General features: G+C 62.6%; 16 protein-coding genes. 9 read left to right on the top strand and 7 right to left on the bottom strand.

The window, feature by feature from the left end; genetic code table 11:
• Positions 1-18: 18 nt before the first annotated feature.
• The 7 genes from prpB to LDN90_RS07985 form a co-directional block, all read right to left on the bottom strand.
• Positions 19-924: a methylisocitrate lyase gene (prpB, locus tag LDN90_RS07955; protein WP_223948600.1), complete on the bottom strand. Its 906-nt coding sequence runs from the start codon at positions 922-924 to the stop codon at positions 19-21.
• Positions 925-2445 carry an MmgE/PrpD family protein gene (locus LDN90_RS07960; RefSeq protein ID WP_223948601.1) on the bottom strand — a complete coding sequence of 507 codons (1521 nt, stop codon included), beginning with the start codon at positions 2443-2445 and terminating at the stop codon, positions 925-927.
• A gap of 23 nt (positions 2446-2468) precedes the next feature.
• Positions 2469-3110 carry a GntR family transcriptional regulator gene (locus LDN90_RS07965; protein WP_216922889.1) on the bottom strand — a complete coding sequence of 214 codons (642 nt, stop codon included), beginning with the start codon at positions 3108-3110 and terminating at the stop codon, positions 2469-2471.
• Positions 3111-3181: 71 nt separating this feature from the next.
• The gene (locus LDN90_RS07970; RefSeq protein WP_223948602.1) at positions 3182-4282 is read right to left on the bottom strand and encodes a class I SAM-dependent methyltransferase; all 1101 of its coding nucleotides are present in this window, start codon (positions 4280-4282) and stop codon (positions 3182-3184) included.
• Between the two features lie 151 nt (positions 4283-4433).
• A complete protein-coding gene (locus LDN90_RS07975; protein ID WP_216922892.1) occupies positions 4434-6059 on the bottom strand; it encodes a helix-turn-helix transcriptional regulator in 1626 nt (541 codons plus the stop codon).
• 57 nt (positions 6060-6116) lie between these two features.
• Positions 6117-6830: a response regulator gene (locus LDN90_RS07980; protein WP_223948603.1), complete on the bottom strand. Its 714-nt coding sequence runs from the start codon at positions 6828-6830 to the stop codon at positions 6117-6119.
• Entirely contained in the window at positions 6827-8473 is a 1647-nt protein-coding gene (locus tag LDN90_RS07985) for a sensor histidine kinase (protein WP_223948604.1), read from the bottom strand. Before LDN90_RS07985 ends, LDN90_RS07980 begins: the two co-directional genes overlap by 4 nt.
• 139 nt (positions 8474-8612) lie before the next feature.
• On the opposite strand from LDN90_RS07985, the gene LDN90_RS07990 reads away from it, so the two are divergent.
• The 9 genes from LDN90_RS07990 to der all read left to right on the top strand — a co-directional run bounded on the left by LDN90_RS07990 (position 8613) and on the right by der (position 18134).
• On the top strand, positions 8613-9959 hold the full coding sequence (locus LDN90_RS07990; RefSeq protein ID WP_223948605.1) for a cation:dicarboxylase symporter family transporter: 1347 nt from the start codon (positions 8613-8615) through the stop codon (positions 9957-9959).
• A gap of 262 nt (positions 9960-10221) precedes the next feature.
• A complete protein-coding gene (locus LDN90_RS07995; protein ID WP_216922900.1) occupies positions 10222-11121 on the top strand; it encodes an AAA family ATPase in 900 nt (299 codons plus the stop codon).
• Positions 11122-11128: 7 nt separating this feature from the next.
• Positions 11129-12016 (top strand): ScpA family protein, encoded by an 888-nt coding sequence (locus LDN90_RS08000; RefSeq protein ID WP_223948606.1) that lies wholly within the window; start codon positions 11129-11131, stop codon positions 12014-12016.
• A 7-nt stretch (positions 12017-12023) separates the two neighbouring features.
• Complete coding sequence (locus tag LDN90_RS08005) at positions 12024-12665, top strand: SMC-Scp complex subunit ScpB (protein ID WP_216923794.1); 642 nt, start codon at positions 12024-12026, stop codon at positions 12663-12665.
• Positions 12666-12805: 140 nt separating this feature from the next.
• On the top strand, positions 12806-14011 hold the full coding sequence (locus LDN90_RS08010) for a pseudouridine synthase (RefSeq protein WP_216922904.1): 1206 nt from the start codon (positions 12806-12808) through the stop codon (positions 14009-14011).
• 3 nt (positions 14012-14014) lie between these two features.
• Positions 14015-15121, top strand: a complete 1107-nt coding sequence (locus tag LDN90_RS08015; RefSeq protein ID WP_223948607.1) for a prephenate dehydrogenase — start codon at positions 14015-14017, stop codon at positions 15119-15121.
• On the top strand, positions 15121-15834 hold the full coding sequence (gene cmk, locus LDN90_RS08020) for a (d)CMP kinase (protein ID WP_216922906.1): 714 nt from the start codon (positions 15121-15123) through the stop codon (positions 15832-15834). Before LDN90_RS08015 ends, cmk begins: the two co-directional genes overlap by 1 nt.
• Positions 15824-16573, top strand: a complete 750-nt coding sequence (locus LDN90_RS08025; RefSeq protein WP_223948608.1) for a lysophospholipid acyltransferase family protein — start codon at positions 15824-15826, stop codon at positions 16571-16573. The genes cmk and LDN90_RS08025 overlap by 11 nt, the downstream gene beginning before the upstream one ends.
• Before the next feature lie 10 nt (positions 16574-16583).
• Positions 16584-18134, top strand: a complete 1551-nt coding sequence (gene der, locus LDN90_RS08030; RefSeq protein WP_223948609.1) for a ribosome biogenesis GTPase Der — start codon at positions 16584-16586, stop codon at positions 18132-18134.
• Positions 18135-18206 lie beyond the last annotated feature (72 nt).

Genomic DNA, 18206 nt, shown 5'->3' on the forward strand with positions numbered 1-18206 from the left:
CCTTGGTGATTCCCGGACCTAGCGGATGCCAGGAACCTGGAAGTTGAAAACGCCGGTATCGAACTGGTTGTATGCCTCGTAATCCACGAGTTCGTAGAGGCGCGCACGCGTGAGCATGTTTTCCACTTGTGCCTCTTGGGTCCCCGCAGCCTTAATCGATTCCAGCGTACGCTCTGCAGCGCCCATGGCAATGCGGAGGAGGGTGACGGGGTAGATGACCATGTTTACCCCGACGCCTTGGAGCTGGTCCACGGTGAAGAGGTCGGACTTTCCGAATTCCGTCATGTTGGCCAGGATGGGCACGTCCACAGCGTCGCGGATGGCCTGGAACTCGCTCAGATCAGCCATGGCTTCGGGGAAGATCGCGTCGGCGCCGGCGTCGACCAAAGCGCGGGCACGGTCTTGTGCTGCTTGGATTCCTTCGACGGCGCGGATGTCGGTGCGGGCCATGATGAGGAAGTTCGGGTCCCGGCGTGCGTCTGCTGCGGCGCGGATGCGTTTGGTGGCGGTGTCGATGTCCACGACGTTTTTGCCGTCGAGGTGGCCGCAGCGTTTGGGGTTGAACTGGTCCTCGATGTGGCAGCCGGCCAGGCCCGCGTTTTCGAGTTCCTGGACGGTGCGGGCCACGTTCATGGGTTCACCGAAGCCGGTGTCCGCGTCCACGAGGGAGGGCAGGTCGGTCATGCGGGCGATCTGCCCGGCGCGGGTGGCGACCTCGGTGAGGGTGGTCAGACCGATGTCGGGCAGGCCCAGATCGTTGGCCAGGACCGCGCCGGAGATGTAGACCCCGGCGAAGCCCTTTTCCTCGATCAGCCGGGCCGAGAGCGGGTTGAACGCGCCCGGGAATTGCTGCACGGTGCCGGAGTTCAGCAGCTCGCGGAGCTTGAGTCGTTTCTGTTCGGGGGTGGTGGTGGAGTACAGCATCTAGAACAGTCCCTTCGGAGCTGCTTCGAGGTTGATCACGCCGGGCGCTGCGGTGATGTTGAGCTGGTCCAGTTCGCCTTCGCCGAGTTCGGTGACGCGTCCGACGGCGGTGAGGAACCGTTCGATCTCGGCTTCCTCTACGAGTCCGGCCGCGAGGGTGCGGAACTTGTTGATGTATTGCTCGCGGGCGAACGGCCGGGCACCGAGCGGGTGCGCGTCGGCGACGGCGATCTCGTCGGTGATCACTGTTCCGTCCGTGAGGGTGATTTCCACAGAACCGCCGAAGGCCTTCTCGGCGATGTCCAGGGAGTGGTACCGGCGGGTCCATTCCGGGTCCTCCACGGTGGTGACCTTCTGCCAGAGGTCCACGGTGTCCGGTCGGGTGGCACGTTCTGGGGCGTAAGAGTCCACGTGGTGCCAGGCGCCGTCCTGCAACGCGACGGTGAAGATGTACGGGATGGAATGGTCCAGGGTTTCCCGCGACGCGGTGGGGGAGTACTTCTGGGGGTCGTTCGCGCCGGAACCGATCACGTAGTGGGTGTGGTGGCTGGTCCTGATCAGCACCGAGGCCACGTTCGCCGGGTCGGTGGTTTCGGGGTGTTCCTTGTGGAGCTTGCGGGCGAGGTCGATCCACGCCTGGGCTTGATACTCGGCCGAGTGTTCCTTGGTGTAGGTGTCCAGGATCGCGCGCTTGGCTTCCCCGGGCAGCGGTAGCGGAACCTCGTAGGAGGCGTCCGGTCCGTCGAGCATCCAGGCGATCACGCCGTCTTCGCCTTCGTAGATCGGCACCGGGGAGGTTTGTCCGCGCATGGCCCGGTCCGCGGCTTCGACGGCCATCTTGCCCGCGAACGCCGGGGCGTGGGCTTTCCAGGTGGAGATTTCGCCCTTGCGGGACTGGCGGGTGGCGGTGGTGGTGTGCAGGGCCTGGCCCACGGACTGGAAGATCGTTTCCACGTCCAGGCCGAGCAGGGTGCCGATGCCGGCCGCGGCGGACGGGCCAAGGTGGGCCACGTGGTCGATCTTGTGCTTGTGCAGGCAGATGGCCTTGACCAGGTTCACCTGGATCTCGTAGCCGGTAGCGATGGCCCGGACAAGGTCCTTGCCGTTGGAACCCACGTGCTGGGCGACGGACAGGATCGGCGGGATGTTATCCCCGGGGTGGGAGTAATCCGCGGCCAGGAACGTGTCGTGGTAATCCAGCTCACGCACCGCCACGCCGTTCGCCCAGGCAGCCCACTCCGGGGACACCCGCTCCGTGATACCGAACACGGCAGAACCCTTGCCGTTCGCGGACGGCCCATGCGTCAATGCCTGGGCACGTGCTGCGACGATCGGTGCCCGGTTCAACGACGCGATGGCCACCGAGGCGTTATCGATGATCCGGTTGATCACCATATCCGTCACCTCGGGGGTGACCTCTACGGGGTCGGCGGCGACCACAGCGATCTTGTGGGCCAACTGCTCCTCACGGGGCAGGTTCTCTTCGGACTTGTAAACACGGACGTGGTTGTTCTTGACCATGGTGCTCCTTCTAATGAGGGTTTCTAGCGGGCCACGTGAGCGGCCTTGACGTGGGTAAGGCTTCGGTGCAGATGAAGTGTGGTGGCGGCTTCGGCCAGCCGCGGGTTGCCTGCGGCGATCGCTTCAGCGATGGCGGCATGCTCGGCGGCCGCGGCGTGAAGCCTGGCGGCGTCATCGGCGGCCAGCCGGCGCACCCGGACCAGGTGGACGCGAAGGCTCCGCATGGCATTGGCCAGGTAGGAGTTGGAGATCGCCGCGTCGATAGCCTCATCCAGACGGCCAACCAACGCGTAATACTCGTGACGTGCAGGATCCTTCTCGCTGAGCAGATCCGGCGCCCTCAGGAGTTGGGCCTGCAGTTCGGCAAAAACGCCCGGCTCTCCTCGCTGGGCAGCCAGAGCTGCTGCCCTGACCTCCAGCGTTTCGCGCAGCTCGAACAATTCATCGATGCTGTCCAGGGAAATATCGGTAACGACGACGCCGCGCCCACCTGCCGCCGTCGTCAGTCCTTCTGCGGTGAGCCGGCCCAACGCCTCCCGGACCGGCGTCCGGGAGACACCCAGCCGTTCGGACTGTTCTACTTCGGCCAGAACCGTTCCCGGCCGCAGGCGCCACTCAATGATGTCTTCACGGAGAGCCGCGTAGGCCCGATCACTGGCGCGCATGACTTTAGTGTATACATAAACCCGGCAATTTACAGCAATAGGGACACAACTGTCTGTTTATGTATACATTGCTAGCGGGTGGCAACGTAGTAAACGTTGAACGGATCTTCCTCGAGTTCCTTGACTTCCACGCTGCTGAAGCCAGCTTCACGGATCATCGCCGCTGCCAGTTCCTTGCCCCACACGGTTCCCAAGCCTTCCCCGCCCTGCCCCAGGGAGACGGCCATGCAATGGAAAGTGGAGATGGTGTAGAGGAAGGAGGCCCACGGCAGGTCGGCGTTCTTTTCCAGGTTGCTGGAGGCGTTGATGTCCACCATGAGGAAGGTTCCTCCGGGCTTCAGTGCCTTGTAGATGTTTCGCAAGACCTGGGCAGGATGGGCTTGGTCGTGGATGGCGTCAAAGGCTGTTACGAGGTGGTACTGGCCTTCTGCCTCAAGCCGGGTTACGTCCCTGAGCGTGAACTGGACGTTTGGAAGCTTCGATGCTGCCGCTTCGGCCCGCGCCACAGTCAGCGCCTCGTCAGAGAAGTCGTATCCCGTGAAAGTGCTGTGGTGAAAAGTGCTGGCCAGTAGGTTTACTGCATGCCCTTCGCCGCAGCCAATATCCGCCACGGCGATTCCTGCCTGCAAGGCACCTTCGCAGCCAGTCAACGGGAGAATCGAGTCCAAAAGCGAGGCGTCATTCACTGCAGCGCTTTCGGAGGCCATGATGTGGTGGAACTGCGGGTAGTCACCGTAGTTTGTTCCACCGCCGTCCCGGAACGCCTTGACGATCTTGGGAGCCACCTCACCCATCAGGGGGAGATACTGCAGTGTACGGGCCAGGTTTTCCGTTCCGGTCCCGCAGAGAACCGGAACAAATTCAGGACGAAGGTAGTACGTTGAATCGCTGGGTTCGAAGTGCACGAACCCTGCGGTCGTCATCCCTCCCAACCATTCGCGGACGTAACGCTCATGTGCTCCTGCAGCGTCCGCTATAAGTTGGCTTGTCGCAGGGGGCAGCGAGGCAAGGGTCTCAAACAGGCCGGTTTGATGGCCCACGGCAATGAGCAGTCCGATGGATGAGCTGTTCAGGATGTCAATCAGCCTGCCGGTGGCTTCCTGCCTCGCTTCTTCAAGTGACATTCCGGGCATCGTCGCCGTTTCATACTTCCCGGGCTGGGTGGTCTCCATGGTATTTCCTTGGTTTTCAGGGGGCCGGCGGCTCCGGCCTGTTGTCCCAATCCCCACGGTAGATTCGTGTCCCTACGAGCTTCTTCGGGCATTTTCTGCATTTTTTCGGCGGGCGTGGGTCGAACCATGCAGGACCCGAGCGAACGCCAGCTTACGCTCCAGGCCGCTCGGAGATCCCGTGCTGGTGCGCCCAAGCGGCGGCGGCCGTCCTGGAAGTTACGCCGATCTTGGTGAAGATGTTGGCCAAATGACGTCCGGCTGTTTTTTCTGAAATAGTCAGCGACTTGGCAATTTGCCGGTTGCTGGAACCAGCCAGGACGCAGCCCAGTACTTCCACTTCCCGGGACGTCAGGCCGCCGGGCTCTTGGGCAGGCCGGGTCCAGGAAATGTGCTTGGCGCCGAGCTGGTTCCGGATGGCGGCCGCGGTGGCGCGCTCGGCCTCTGCGCGGCCGGTTTCACCCAGGGCACCCCGGACAGTTGCCAGGCGTTCGTGGATCCGTGCCAGTTCGTAGCGCATGTGTTGGGAGCGGTAGGTCTGTGCTGCGGATTCCAGCTCATTGATCGCCTCAGGCCAACGCCGCTCCTCCATCAGCACGGCACCACGCGCATGGTGCGCCCAGGCCAGGAAACCGGGGGTCCCGTAGAAAGAAGCGGTCTGTTCGAGCTCCAGGCAATGGGTGGCAGCCGCGCCGGGATCCCGGGGAGCCAGCAGTTCCACCAGGGGCAATAGAAGGCTGGCCCTCCCCAGTGTTCCGCGGTCCGCCAAGGCAGCCCGAAGCGCCTCTATGGCGGCGTCTGTCTTTCCGGCATCGGCAAGTAGCAGGGCACGGCCTGGTTGCGCATCCAGCCCGAGCCCGCGGGCCAGGGCAAAGGCGGACTCTGCGCCGGCCACGTCGCCCCGGCGCCGACGGATCTCACCCAGTTCACAGTAGCCGTCGGCAGCGATCCAGCCGTGAGCGTTGCGGAGGCGTTCGGCTTCGTGGGGCATCTCAGCCTCAACCTGTCCCCAATTGCCCTCAGTGCCGAGCAATTGAAGTTCGTGAACGCGCGATATCCCGCTGTACATGAAGGATTGGGAAAGTCCGGCGCACCACGTGGCCAGCGCGTCAGTCCACGCGCGCATCCGGGCAAAGTCAGCCATCTCGTAGCAGAGGTGGATGATGGAGCAGTAAATGTCTCCGCCCCACTCTGCCGGAACCTGCCCCGCCATCACAGGCAGCATGGCCTCGTCCAAGTCCTGGAATCCTCGCGCGGACTGTCCTGTCCGAACCGCCGCCAAGCCGGACAACATGTACCCAAAGCTGGCCAATTCGGGTGAATCGTGCCTCCGGGTCATCTCCTTGAGGGAAACCGAGGCGGCGAGGGCCGGGACCGGATCGCCTTCCAGGTTCATTGCGTCATTGGCCTCCAGATAGAGCAAGTAGCCGTGTTCGGGCACCTCGGGCATATTCTCCAGCAGCCGGCGCGCACGATTGAGCCACGCCGAAGAAACTGCGAGGTTGCCGCGTATGCCCCACTGCATGGACAGCGTCAGTGCCGTCCGGGCCGCGGCCTGCGTCTGGTGTTCGTCATCCAAGCGATGGAAGATCTCCTCTGAGAGGGACATGGAGCGTTGAACGTCTCCCAGCCACCAGACGGAACGGGACAGGATCTCAAGGTCCGGCCAGCTGAGGGGAGCGTCCGCGGCTGCACGTTCCAGACTTCGGCGTGCCACGTCCCATTCCCCACGGGCAAAGGCTTCGCGGGCCTCGGAAAGTTGCTGCAGCTGTTGGGACATGGGCTCTCCACGGGTTCGGCTCCAGCTTACTGCGGGAGCCGTTCCTACGGCAGAAGGCTAGCCCCGGTTCCAGCCGTACTCGTTCTCCGGACGGCCTGGTGTTCCGTACCGCGGCGCCCTGGTAACCGTCCCGGCGTCGGCCAGGTATTCAAGGTACCGGCGGGCCGTGACCCGCGACATTCCCAAGGCATCCATGACTTCACTCGCGGATACCGCTTGTTGCCGGGCGCGGACAAAATCCTTTACCGACTCCAGTGTGGAACCCGACAGACCCTTCGGCAGTGGTAGTTCCGTTGGTGCCCGAAGACTCGCGAAGGCCTGGTCCACATCGTTCTGCGAAGCACCGGCCTTGGAGATGCCGGACACCGAGCCCGCCAATTGGTCACGGAAAGTGCGGTAGCTGTTCAGCTTGTCGGCAAAGGTTGAGTAAGTGAATGGCTTGATCAAATACTGCACGACGCCGATGGAAACGGCGCTGCGCACGATGTTCAGTTCACGGACGGCTGTGATGGCAATAATGTCGGCGAAGACTCCCGCCGAGCGCATGCGTCGGGCAACATCCAGCCCATGGAGGTCCGGCAGGTTCATATCAAGCAGGACCAGGTCCACGGGCGAGCCGGAGGCAGCGAATTCGCCAAGGATGCGCAGTGCAGACTGACCATCCGGAGCCGTTCCCACCAGCGTGAACCCTGGGAGCCTGCCCACGTAAATGGAGTGGGCGTCCGAGGCGATGGGCTCGTCCTCGACCACCAGGACGCGGATGTCTGTCATGCCTTCTCTTCCTCGGGAATGGGTGCGGGCAGCACAACATGGAACTGGGCGCCGCCTGGATTGCTGATGGTCATAGTACCGTTCAGCCGCTGGACAGCCTGCCGCACCAGGGCAAGGCCAACCCCGCGGCCATGGGCTCCGCGGGGATCGTCTTGGGACGACTTGGTGCTGTACCCGTACTGCAACACGTCATCAATCGATTCAGGATCAATGCCGGGTCCCGAATCCCGAACGGTGAATTCGACAGCAGCAGCACCGGCTTCGACGTCCAGTTCCACCTTTCGGGGCATCTCACCGGACGCCGCTGCATCAATGGCATTGTCCAGGAGGTTTCCCAGAATCGTCACGAGGTCCTGGATTTCCAGACCACGGACACCCGAACTCCCCGATGTCCGAACCACCAGTTCGACTCCGCGCTCATGCGCTTCGGCGGCCTTGCCCATCACCAAAGCACTCATCACCGGTTCATCCACCGAAGCAAGCATGTCGTCCGTGAGCTGCTGGCTGAGCTCCAGGTCCTTCGTGGCGAACTCCAGCGCCTGCGGCGTGCGGCCCAACTCAAGAAGGGAAACAATCATGTGGAGGCGATTGGCGTGTTCATGGGTCTGGGCCCGCAACGCATCCGAGAGAGTCTTCATTGTTTCCAGCTCGGTTCCCAAGGACTCAATCTCGGTGCGGTCACGAATGGTGGCCACGGTGCCATAGACCGATGGCTTTTGCCGGCTGCGGGCAGGAACCGGGCCCACGGCAGGGGCTTGGTTTACCACCAGGATCCGTGAGCCAGTCAAATGGATTTCGTCGTGGGCCGGCCTGCCGGATTCGAAAAGCGCTCGCAGGCTGCCGTCGAAGGGGAGGTCGGACAGCTTGGGAGCATCTTCGGGGGAGCGGTCGGCCTCGGAAGGTTCCAGCCCCAGCAACTCCGCGGCTTGATCGTTGTACATCACGGCTTTTCCCCGGGTATCGATCAGGATCACGCCTTCCCGGACGGAGTGCAGGACTGATTCGTAGTAGGCGAAGAGCTGCGCGAGCTGTTCCGGACCCCAGCCCCGCGTCACGGATCGCAGGTAACGTCCGAGCAGCCAGGAGGCTATGGAGCCAAAGAACAACACCACCAGCGCGATGCCGCCAATCACTCCCAGCCTTTCGGCGACATCGGTATCCACTGTTCTTACGGTGATGCCTGCAGCCACCAAGGCCTTGACGGTTCCACCGGAGTCCTTCACAGGCACGATGGTCCGGACGGAGGGCCCCAATGTGCCGGCAGTGACTTCAGTAAAAGTCTCACCTCGAAGGGCAGGCTCGATCGTGCCGATATAGGGCTTGCCCAGCTCTTCGGGACGTGGATGGGTCCATCGGGTCCGGTCGGGAGCCATGATGGTGATGAAATCCGCGTCGGCGTCCTTCATGACCTCCAGCGCATAGGGCTGCAATATTGCCGACGGATCAGAAGTTGCCGCCGCCTGCAATACGAGGGGGTTGTTGGCAATGGACGTTGCGATCGCAAGCATCCGGCTGCCCGCATCCTCGTATGCCCTGTCCCGCGCCTCCAGTACCGAGAACGCACCAAAGACAGCCGTCAGCACCAGCACGAACAGCAGGTTTGCCACGAACAAGCGGCGCGCGATGCTCCAGCGATGAAACAAGTAGGCCTCCCATGACCAATATGACCGCAACGGTGATGTGTGTCACCCGTGGCTGAATGATGGATATCACACAAGGGCAGCGGATTGGACACAAGTGCAGGACCGCAGCGCCTTACACAGTATCCAGAAGGAGAATCCCATGACCTCTCAACGAGGAGAGTCGGCAGTAGCCGCCACCGGTGGACGCAGGGGGCTCGACAAGTCGCATTACCTGTACATCGCGGTCATCCTGGCCGTAGTGCTCGGTGCTGTGGTCGGCCTGCTGTTCCCTGAGGTTGGAAAGTCCCTGAAGCCGCTCGGGGACGGCTTTATCAAGCTCATCAAGATGATGATCGCTCCGGTCATCTTCTGCACCATCGTCCTTGGCATCGGTTCCATCGCCAAAGCTGCCACCGTCGGAAAGGTCGGCGGACTCGCACTCGGCTACTTCGTGGCCATGTCGACCTTCGCATTGGCTATCGGCCTCGTTGTCGGCAACCTCATCCACCCGGGTGAAGGCCTGAAGCTGACTCCGTACGATCCCAACAAGAAAGCGGCCACGGACAGCACCGTGGACTTCCTTATGGGCATCATCCCCAGCGACATTCCCGTCCTGCCCACGCTCCTCGCAGCCATCCTTGTGGGCTTCGCGCTCCAGAAGATGGGTAAGCAGGGCACCCCGATCCTCACCGCAATCGGCCACGGACAGCGCCTTGTCTTCCGGATCCTCATCATGATCATGTGGCTGGCTCCAGTCGGCGCTTTCGGTGCGATCGCCGCCGTCGTTGGTGCCACTGGCGCCCAGGCAATCCTCAGCATGTTCACGCTGATGCTGGCGTTCTACATCACCTGCGCCGTGTTCATCGTGGTCATCCTTGGCTCCCTGCTCCGTGCGGTGGCCGGCGTCAACATCTTCAAGCTGATGAAGTACCTGGCCCGGGAATACCTCCTCATCTTCTCCACGTCCTCCTCCGAGGCAGCCCTGCCCCGCCTCATCGCCAAGATGGAACACCTCGGTGTCTCCAAGCCGGTCGTCGGCGTGACGGTACCCACCGGCTACTCCTTCAACCTTGACGGCACGGCCATCTACCTCACCATGGCCTCCTTGTTCGTCGCCAACGCCATGGGTACGCCGCTGGACCTGGGTGCCCAGATCTCGCTGCTGGTGTTCATGATCATTGCTTCCAAGGGCGCCGCAGGCGTCACCGGAGCCGGCCTTGCAACGCTTGCCGCTGGCCTGCAGGCACACAAGCCCGAGCTCCTGGGCGGCGTGGGCATGATCGTTGGCATCGACCGCTTCATGTCAGAAGCCCGTGCACTGACGAACTTCACCGGCAACGCCGTTGCCACCGTTCTGATCGGCACTTGGGTCAAGGAAATCGACAACGGCCAGGTGGAGCGTGTCCTCTCCGGCAGTGAACCGTTCGACGAGACGACCATGATCGCCCACGGCGCGGAGGCTGAGGCGGTTCCGGAACCTGCAACCCGCCACAAGGCAGCCATCTAGCAGGATCGGCTTCACGCGATACAAAGCAACAAGGACCGGCACCCATGCAGGGTGTCGGTCCTTTGCCGTTCGCCGAGCAAGCCAAAGAAACAAGGCCCAAGCTCCTAACCTTCGACCTCAACTAGAGGGTAAAGGCTCAAAGATCAGCGAAAGTCAAGTTCCCCGAAATGCCGTGTCGGGGGCTGTAGCCTAGGTGGGTAGCAGCGCTGTACCCAGGGGAACAGCGGCAGGGAAGATCGTCGTCGAAAGAGTGGTTAGATACGTGAGCAGCGAACGGGGAACAGCTACGCTGGGAGACACCGAGCTCGATCTGGAAGACGCCATCATGGGGCCCACTGGCCGTCCTCACCGCGACTTTCCGGAACCCGCTCCGCTTGCCTCCCACGGCCCTGCAAGGGTCATTGCCATGGTTAACCAGAAGGGCGGCGTGGGCAAAACCACGTCCACCATCAACCTTGCGGCGGCGCTCGCGGAATACGGCCGGCGTGTGCTCCTGGTGGACTTTGACCCACAGGGTGCCCTATCTGCCGGGCTCGGCGCCAATCCGCACGAACTCGACCTCACCGTCTACAACGTCCTCATGGACCGCAAAGTGGACATCCGCGATGCCATTCAGCAGACCGGAGTGGAAGGCGTGGACCTTCTGCCCGCAAACATCGATCTCTCCGCGGCTGAAGTTCAACTGGTCAACGAAGTGGCGCGCGAGCAAGTCCTGGACCGCGCGCTCAAGAGGGTTGAAGATGACTACGACGTCGTGCTGATCGACTGCCAGCCATCGCTGGGCCTGCTGACGGTCAACGCGCTGACAGCCGCCCACGGCGTCATCATTCCGTTGATCTGCGAGTTCTTCGCACTTCGCGCAGTAGCGCTCCTCGTGGAAACCATCGAGAAAGTGCAGGACCGTTTGAATCCGCGCTTGCAGGTGGACGGGGTCCTCGCCACCATGTACGACGCCCGCACCCTGCACAGCCGCGAAGTTATCTCGCGCCTCGTGGAGGCGTTCGGCGACAAAGTTTTCGAGACCGTCATCAAGCGTTCCATCAAGTTCGCGGACGCAACCGTCGCCGCTGAGCCTATTACGAGCTATGCCGGCAACCACATCGGTGCAGACGCCTACCGCCGCCTCGCAAAGGAACTTATCTCGCGCGGCGGCGCGCCGTAGCGAACACGTGGGACGGTCACTCGCCGAGGCGGAAAGTCCGGAAAAAACACCCGACGCCGGCGCTTCCGACGCCCGTAAGGCGGGATTTGAGGTTCGGCTCGCAAACTTCACGGGGCCTTTCGACCTCTTGCTGGGCCTGATATCCAAGCACAAGCTGGATATCACCGAGGTGGCGCTGGCCACGGTCACCGATGAGTTCATCAAGTACATCCGCCGCCTCCAGGAACTGGGGGAAGACTGGGCGTTGGACGAGGCGAGCGAATTCCTGGTGATTGCCGCCACGCTCCTGGACCTGAAAGCTGCCCGGCTCCTTCCCGCTGGCGAAGTAGAGGATGAGGAAGATATTGCGCTCCTGGAAGCCCGGGATCTGCTGTTCGCCCGCTTGCTCCAGTACAAGGCGTTCAAGCAGGTAGCAGGTCTCATCAGTGAAACGCTCGAACAAGAAGACCGGAGATACCCGCGCCAGGTGGCTCTGGAAGGCCATTTCGCGGCGCTGCTGCCGGAACTCGTGTGGCGGCACACCCCCCAACAATTTGCGGAGCTTGCCGCCAAGGCGCTGAAACCGAAAGACGCGGCGCCTGCAGAGGTGGGATTGGACCACCTCCACGCGCCACCGGTCAGCGTCAAGGAGCAGGCAGAGATCATCGGATACCGGCTTCAACGTGGAGCCCCGCTTTCCTTCCGCGCGTTGATAGCGGACGCCGAGACAACCCTCGTTGTCGTGGCCCGGTTCCTGGCCTTGCTGGAGATGTTCCGGGACAGGGTTGTGGCCTTCGAACAGGCAGGTCCCTTGGCAGAGCTGACCGTTAGGTGGAGCGGAGACGTCGCCGAATGGGACAGTTCGAACCTGAGCGAAGAGTACGAGGAAACGAGCGAAGGGACAGCGAGTGACTGAGCAGGACATGGCCGAAGCCGGCCTTGCTGAGCTTGAAACTTTGCCCGGCGGGGCACGCGCAGCGTTGGAAGCTGTGCTCATGGTCATCGACGAGCCGGCCACCTCGGAGGAGTTGGCTGCGGGCTTGAACGTAACGGTCGCCGTCGTCGAGGATTTGCTGCAGGACCTGCAGCGGGAGTATAGCGGCTATACTGTTAAAGCCCCGGACGTGGATGCTGTCGGCTTTGCCGTTGCCAGCTCTGCCCCCCGGGGTTTTGAATTGCGGAACGTCGCTGGTGGGTGGCGGATCTATTCACGGTCTGATTTTGCGGACATCGTGGGCAGGTTCGTCCTCGAGGGGCAGACCACCAGGCTCACTCAGGCAGCGCTTGAAACCTTGGCGGTCATCGCCTACAGGCAACCGGTCTCCAGGGCCCGGGTTTCTGCAATTCGAGGCGTCAACGTCGATTCTGTGGTCCGGACCCTAACCCAGCGTGGTCTGATCGAAGACTCCGGGAACGATCCCGAATCAGGGGCTGTGCTGTACAGGACAACCTCATACTTCCTGGAACGGATGGGAATCGGCTCGGTGGCAGAACTGCCCCAGCTCTCGCCGCACCTTCCGGGTTTGGAAGGGATCGACGAGTACTACGACGCCAGCCGGATGTAAGCCGGCAACGCACGAGAACTACATACTGATTCACGGCACCGCTGCACGGTGCCACGGCAACAAGGGGCAGACGATGTCTGCCCGGCTGGCTAGTGTTGATTGCAGCACCGAATGCCGGCTATTACTAACAAGGACGGGTCATGACACAGGCGGGACGCCAGGGTTCACCACGTAACGGTTCGGGACGCAACAGTTCTGGACGCAATGAGGCAAGGGGCGGCACAGGCCGCTCCAACGCCGGCGGCTTCTCCGGCCGCGGCGGAAGCGCCGGCGCTGGAAAGCGCAATTTCAACCAGGGCGAAGGCCGTCCCTTCAAGGCTGCCAAGCCTCGGGAAGCGGCTCCCTTCGATCCGGACAACCCCACAACTGCTGGCAGCTACGACGCTCGTCAGGCCTCCAAGCCTGCCAAGCCCTTCCGTAAGCCAGGCTCCAACAAGCCCGGCTTCGGCAAGGCTCCTGGAACGCCTGGTGCGTTGAAGCCCAAGGCGAAGCCCGCCAAGCAATACGGCTCCAAGGCCTTTGGCAGCGAACGCTTCGGCCAGAACCTGGGCCCCATCCGCAAGCCCGCCCGCAACCGCGGTCCACGCCAGGAAGTCCCGCAGTCGGACCTCCATGATGTCGATGGCGTGCGCCTGCAGAAAGTCATGGCGCAGGCCGGCGTCGCTTCACGTCGCGTGTGTGAGGAAATGATCCTCGAAGGCCGCGTCGAGGTCGATGGCCAGGTCACCACCGAGCTTGGCATGCGTGTCGACCCCAAAACCGCCGTGATCCACGTTGACGGTATCCGCATCCAGCTCGACGAAACCCTCGTCTACATGGTCTTCAACAAGCCCAAGGGCGTTGTTTCCACCATGGAAGACCCCGAGGGCCGGCCGTGCATCAGCGACTTCCTGAAGAACGCCAAGGGTGAACGGCTCTTCCACGTCGGGCGTTTGGATGTCGCCACTGAAGGCCTGCTGTTGTTGACCAACGACGGCGAACTCGCCAACCGCCTGACCCACCCTTCGTATGAGGTGCCCAAGACTTACCTGGTTCAGGTGCGCGGACCCTTCCCGCAAGGCGTCGGCGCGCAGCTGAAGTCCGGCGTCGAGCTTGAAGACGGTTTGGCAACTGTGGATTCCTTCCGGCTTGTTGACTCCACCCCTGGCCACGTCCTCATTGAGGTTGTCCTGCACTCGGGCAAGAACCGCATCGTTCGCCGTATGTTCGATGCTGTTGGTTTCCCGGTGGAGCGTCTTGTCCGTGTCAAGATCGGTCCCATTGGCCTGGGAGACCAGCGCCAAGGAAGCATCCGCAACCTCGGTAGGCAGGAAGTCGGTCACCTACTGGCATCTGTGGGGCTCTAAGGCATGTCGGCATTCCGCTCGCACGGCCGGGGCCATCTCGATGGCCCGGTCGTCGTTCTCGGTACAGGCCTGCTTGGAGCCAGCATTGGCCTTGGCCTGCGCGGACGTGGCGTTCCCGTTTTCCTTTTCGACCCCTCGCCGACTAACCAGGCGGTCGCGGTGGACATTGGTGCTGGCCGGCCGTTGGCTGAGCTTGACGAGCAACCTCAGTTGGTTGTTGTCGCTGCACCGCCTGACGTGACGGCAGACGTCGTGGAGAAGGCCCTGGCAGACTACCCGTCCGCCGTCGTCGTTGACATTGCCAGCGTGAAGGCCACGATCCAGTCCCAATTGCGGGAGCGCGGCGTGGATCTGGCCAGGTACGTGGGGACCCATCCGATGGCGGGCCGGGAAAAGTCGGGGCCGGTTGCAGCCAGGGGCGAGCTTTTCACGTCCATGCCGTGGGTGGTTTGCCCAATGGAGGAAACCGACACCGACGCACTGCAAACGGCACGTTCGCTGGCAGGGGACCTGGGGGCTATCGTCTCCCAGTTCACTGCTGATGAGCACGATGAAGCGGTGGCTTTGGTATCGCATCTGCCCCAAATCATGTCTTCGCTTCTGGCGAGCCGCTTGCAGGGGACACCCCTGCATGCCCTGTCCTTGGCGGGAAACGGGTTGCGGGACACCACCCGCATCGCCGCCAGTGATCCCACCCTGTGGGTGCAGATACTGGGTGGCAACGCGGAAAAGGTTGTTTCCATCCTGCACGGCGTTCGTGAGGACCTGAATCGCTTGATCGGGACTTTGGAAGCGCCAGGTGCACCCGGAGCGCGTTTGGATCTCGCCCAGCTCATCAGTGAAGGCAACGCGGGGCAGGCCCGGATTCCGGGCAAGCACGGTGGGCCTCCACAAGCGTATTCCTGGCTTACGATCCTCGTGGATGACAAGCCCGGCCAGATCGCGCAGCTCCTGACCGAAATTGGCGAGATCGGCGTGAACGTCGAAGACCTCCGGCTCGATCATTCATCGGGCCAGAACGTGGGCATGGTGGAGCTCTCAGTCCTGCCGAGCAAGCACGACCTCCTTGTTGAAGCCTTGACCGACCGTGGATGGCGGGTACTCCAGTAATGACGCGTGAATTCTTTGGGCCGGAGACAGTCGCACGCCCCGGCAAGCCGCTCGTGATCGCGATCGACGGCCCCTCGGGGTCGGGCAAGTCCAGCGTCAGCAAGGAAGTTGCCCGGCGCTTGAAGCTGGCGTACCTGGATACCGGTGCGATGTACCGCGCACTCACGTGGTACTGCCTCAAAACAGGACTCGACCTCCAGGACGGCGCTGCGGTGGAGCAGGCTTCCAAGGTCATGCCCCTGGAAATCAGCACCAGCACCGCTACCGAATATGTGGCCGTGGACGGCACGGACATTACCGATGAAATCCGTGATCCTTTGATTTCGTCCTCCGTAAGCGCAGTCGCTACTACTCTGGGTGCCCGCACGGAGTTGATCCGCCGCCAGCGCCAGCTCATCGACCAGCACCATCACCGGATGGTGGTGGAGGGGCGCGATATCACCACTGTGGTTGCCCCGAACGCCGAGGTCCGCATGCTCCTGACCGCAAGCGAAGAGGCCAGGCTCCGGCGTCGTGGTATCCAGTTGGGCGGGACGCAAAGCAAGGAACAGCTTGCCGCCCAGGTGACCCAGCGCGATGCCAAGGACTCCACGGTGGTGAACTTCACCCAAGCGGCTGACGGCGTTGTGACGCTCGATTCCTCGGACCTGGACTTTGAGGAAACAGTGGAAACGGCCCTGGCGATCGTTAGCAAGGTCATCTATGGCGACTAATAAGCAGTTTCTTGCGCTCGGCCTTCCAGCCAAGTGGACACGCATATGGAGCCGTCCCGTTGGCTGGATCCTGGATCACGTCATCTATCGGACGGTCGTGTCGGGCAAGAGCAACATACCCGCCGCCGGTCCAGTGATCTTTGCGGGCAACCACATCAGCTTCCTGGACGGTCCCGTGATGTTCGGCGCTTCGCCGCGTCCCATGCACATCCTGGTCAAGAAAGAGATGTTCCGTGGATTCCTGGGGCGCGTCCTCAAGGGATCAGGGCAGATTCCCGTGGACCGAAGCGGAGACCGCAGCGCACTGCACGTGGGCAAGCAGTTGCTCGACGCCGGCCGTTGCGTTGGGATCCTGCCCGAAGGTACCCGGGGGAGCGGCTCCGCTGACAGCATCAGCAATGGTGTCGCCTGGCTGGCTCTTAATTCCGGGGCCACCGTGATCCCCGTCGCGATCCTTGGAACCCGCCAAGGCGATGAGCACCGCGACCACATACCCAAACCCCGCCGTACGCTGTATGTCAGCTTCGGCGAACCCCTCACGGTGCAGCGCCGGAAGGGCGAACCGGGGCGTGTTTCAATGGACAGGGCGGCTGCGGCAATCCGCGATGCACTGGCCGGACACGTCCAGGATGCAGTCAGGACCACAGGGCAGGGCCTTCCCCAGGAACCTCCGTCCGGACCATCCACACAGCAGCACCGCCAAACAGAAGTAGCCGGGACGCCGGCAGACCACCATTAAGGAACGTGCAATGAGCGATACGACTCAAAAATCCGGCCTCCACGGAGCCGGCGACGACGAATACACGCCCACCGGCACCGACCAGGTGGCTGAGAACCTGGCTGCCCTGGACGATGAAGAGGCCGAACTCCGTGCGGCCACCCTCCGGGCGGGCCTGGATGATTACGACCTCGACGAAGACGACGCTGCTCTGCTTAGCGGCGATTACGACGACGAAGGCGACGAAGGTCCCCTCAAGCTGGATCCGGTGCTTGCCATCATTGGCCGTCCCAACGTGGGCAAGTCAACCTTGGTCAACCGCATCCTGGGACGCCGTGAAGCTGTTGTTGAGGACACCCCGGGTGTTACGCGCGACCGCGTTATGTACTCCGCACGTTGGAACGGCCGCAACTTCACGTTGGTAGACACCGGCGGATGGGAACACGATGCCAAGGGCATCCACGCCCGTGTAGCCGAGCAGGCCGAGATGGCCGTTGAGCTTGCCGACGCTGTTCTCTTCGTCGTGGACTCCGCCGTTGGCGCGACTGCAACGGATGAAGGCGTCATGAAGATGCTGCGCAAGAGCAAGAAGCCGGTCATCATGGTGGCCAACAAGGTGGATGACTTCGCACAGGAAGCTGACTCCGCAGCATTGTGGGGCCTTGGTTTCGGCCAGCCTTACCCGGTGTCCGCCCTCCACGGCCGCGGCGTAGCCGACCTCCTGGACCACGTTATGGACACCCTGCCCGAGTATTCCCTGGTGGAGGGCGTGGAGCGTTCCGGTGGACCGCGCCGCATCGCCCTGATCGGCCGTCCGAACGTAGGAAAGTCCTCGCTGCTGAACAAGTTGGCAGGTTCCGAGCGCGTGGTGGTTGATCCCCTGGCTGGCACCACGCGGGACCCCGTGGACGAGTTCATTGAGCTCGGCGGCCGCACGTGGCGCTTCGTGGATACCGCAGGTATCCGCCGTCGTCAGCACATGGCACAGGGCGCCGATTTCTACGCGTCACTGCGTACGCAGGCCGCGCTCGAAAAGGCGGAGGTCGCCGTCGTGCTCCTCGCCGTGGACGAGGTCCTCAGCGAACAGGATGTCCGCATTCTGCAGTTGGCTATTGAATCCGGCCGTGCCCTGGTGCTCGCGTTCAACAAATGGGACCTGCTGGACGACGAACGCCGCCGCTACCTCGAGCGTGAAATTGAGCAGGACCTGGCCCACGTTGAGTGGGCTCCGCGAGTGAACATTTCCGCGAAGACCGGTTGGCACAAGGACCGCCTGGTTCCTGCCTTGGATACGGCGCTGGAAAGCTGGGACCGCCGTATCCCCACTGGCCGCCTGAATGCCTTCCTAGGTGAATTGGTTGCTGCTCACCCGCACCCGGTTCGCGGTGGCAAGCAACCACGTATCCTCTTTGGCACCCAGGCATCCAGCCGCCCGCCGAAATTCGTGCTGTTCACCACCGGCTTCCTGGATCCCGGATACCGCCGGTTCATCACCCGCCGCTTGCGCGAAACGTTCGGCTTCGAAGGCACGCCCATCGAGGTCAACATGCGCGTTCGTGAGAAGCGCGGCAAGAAGCGCTAAATGAGACGGGCATCACAGCCGACTTTGGCTCTGATGGCGTTGGCAACCTCCAACTTCGTGTAAGCTTTTGGA

Origin of the sequence: Arthrobacter sp. NtRootA1, assembly GCF_019976975.1 — a bacterium.
Taxonomy (GTDB): Bacteria; Actinomycetota; Actinomycetes; order Actinomycetales; family Micrococcaceae; genus Arthrobacter; species Arthrobacter aromaticivorans.

Bases quoted from the DNA above. Each gene is read 5' to 3' on its own strand.
- prpB (WP_223948600.1), bottom strand. From the start codon at position 924: ATGCTGTACTCCACCACCACCCCCGAACAGAAACGACTCAAGCTCCGC.
- LDN90_RS07960 (WP_223948601.1), bottom strand. From the start codon at position 2,445: ATGGTCAAGAACAACCACGTCCGTGTTTACAAGTCCGAAGAGAACCTG.
- LDN90_RS07965 (WP_216922889.1), bottom strand. From the start codon at position 3,110: ATGCGCGCCAGTGATCGGGCCTACGCGGCTCTCCGTGAAGACATCATT.
- LDN90_RS07970 (WP_223948602.1), bottom strand. From the start codon at position 4,282: ATGGAGACCACCCAGCCCGGGAAGTATGAAACGGCGACGATGCCCGGA.
- LDN90_RS07975 (WP_216922892.1), bottom strand. From the start codon at position 6,059: ATGTCCCAACAGCTGCAGCAACTTTCCGAGGCCCGCGAAGCCTTTGCC.
- LDN90_RS07980 (WP_223948603.1), bottom strand. From the start codon at position 6,830: ATGACAGACATCCGCGTCCTGGTGGTCGAGGACGAGCCCATCGCCTCG.
- LDN90_RS07990 (WP_223948605.1), top strand. From the start codon at position 8,613: ATGACCTCTCAACGAGGAGAGTCGGCAGTAGCCGCCACCGGTGGACGC.
- LDN90_RS08005 (WP_216923794.1), top strand. From the start codon at position 12,024: ATGGCCGAAGCCGGCCTTGCTGAGCTTGAAACTTTGCCCGGCGGGGCA.
- LDN90_RS08010 (WP_216922904.1), top strand. From the start codon at position 12,806: ATGACACAGGCGGGACGCCAGGGTTCACCACGTAACGGTTCGGGACGC.
- LDN90_RS08015 (WP_223948607.1), top strand. From the start codon at position 14,015: ATGTCGGCATTCCGCTCGCACGGCCGGGGCCATCTCGATGGCCCGGTC.
- cmk (WP_216922906.1), top strand. From the start codon at position 15,121: ATGACGCGTGAATTCTTTGGGCCGGAGACAGTCGCACGCCCCGGCAAG.
- LDN90_RS08025 (WP_223948608.1), top strand. From the start codon at position 15,824: ATGGCGACTAATAAGCAGTTTCTTGCGCTCGGCCTTCCAGCCAAGTGG.
- der (WP_223948609.1), top strand. From the start codon at position 16,584: ATGAGCGATACGACTCAAAAATCCGGCCTCCACGGAGCCGGCGACGAC.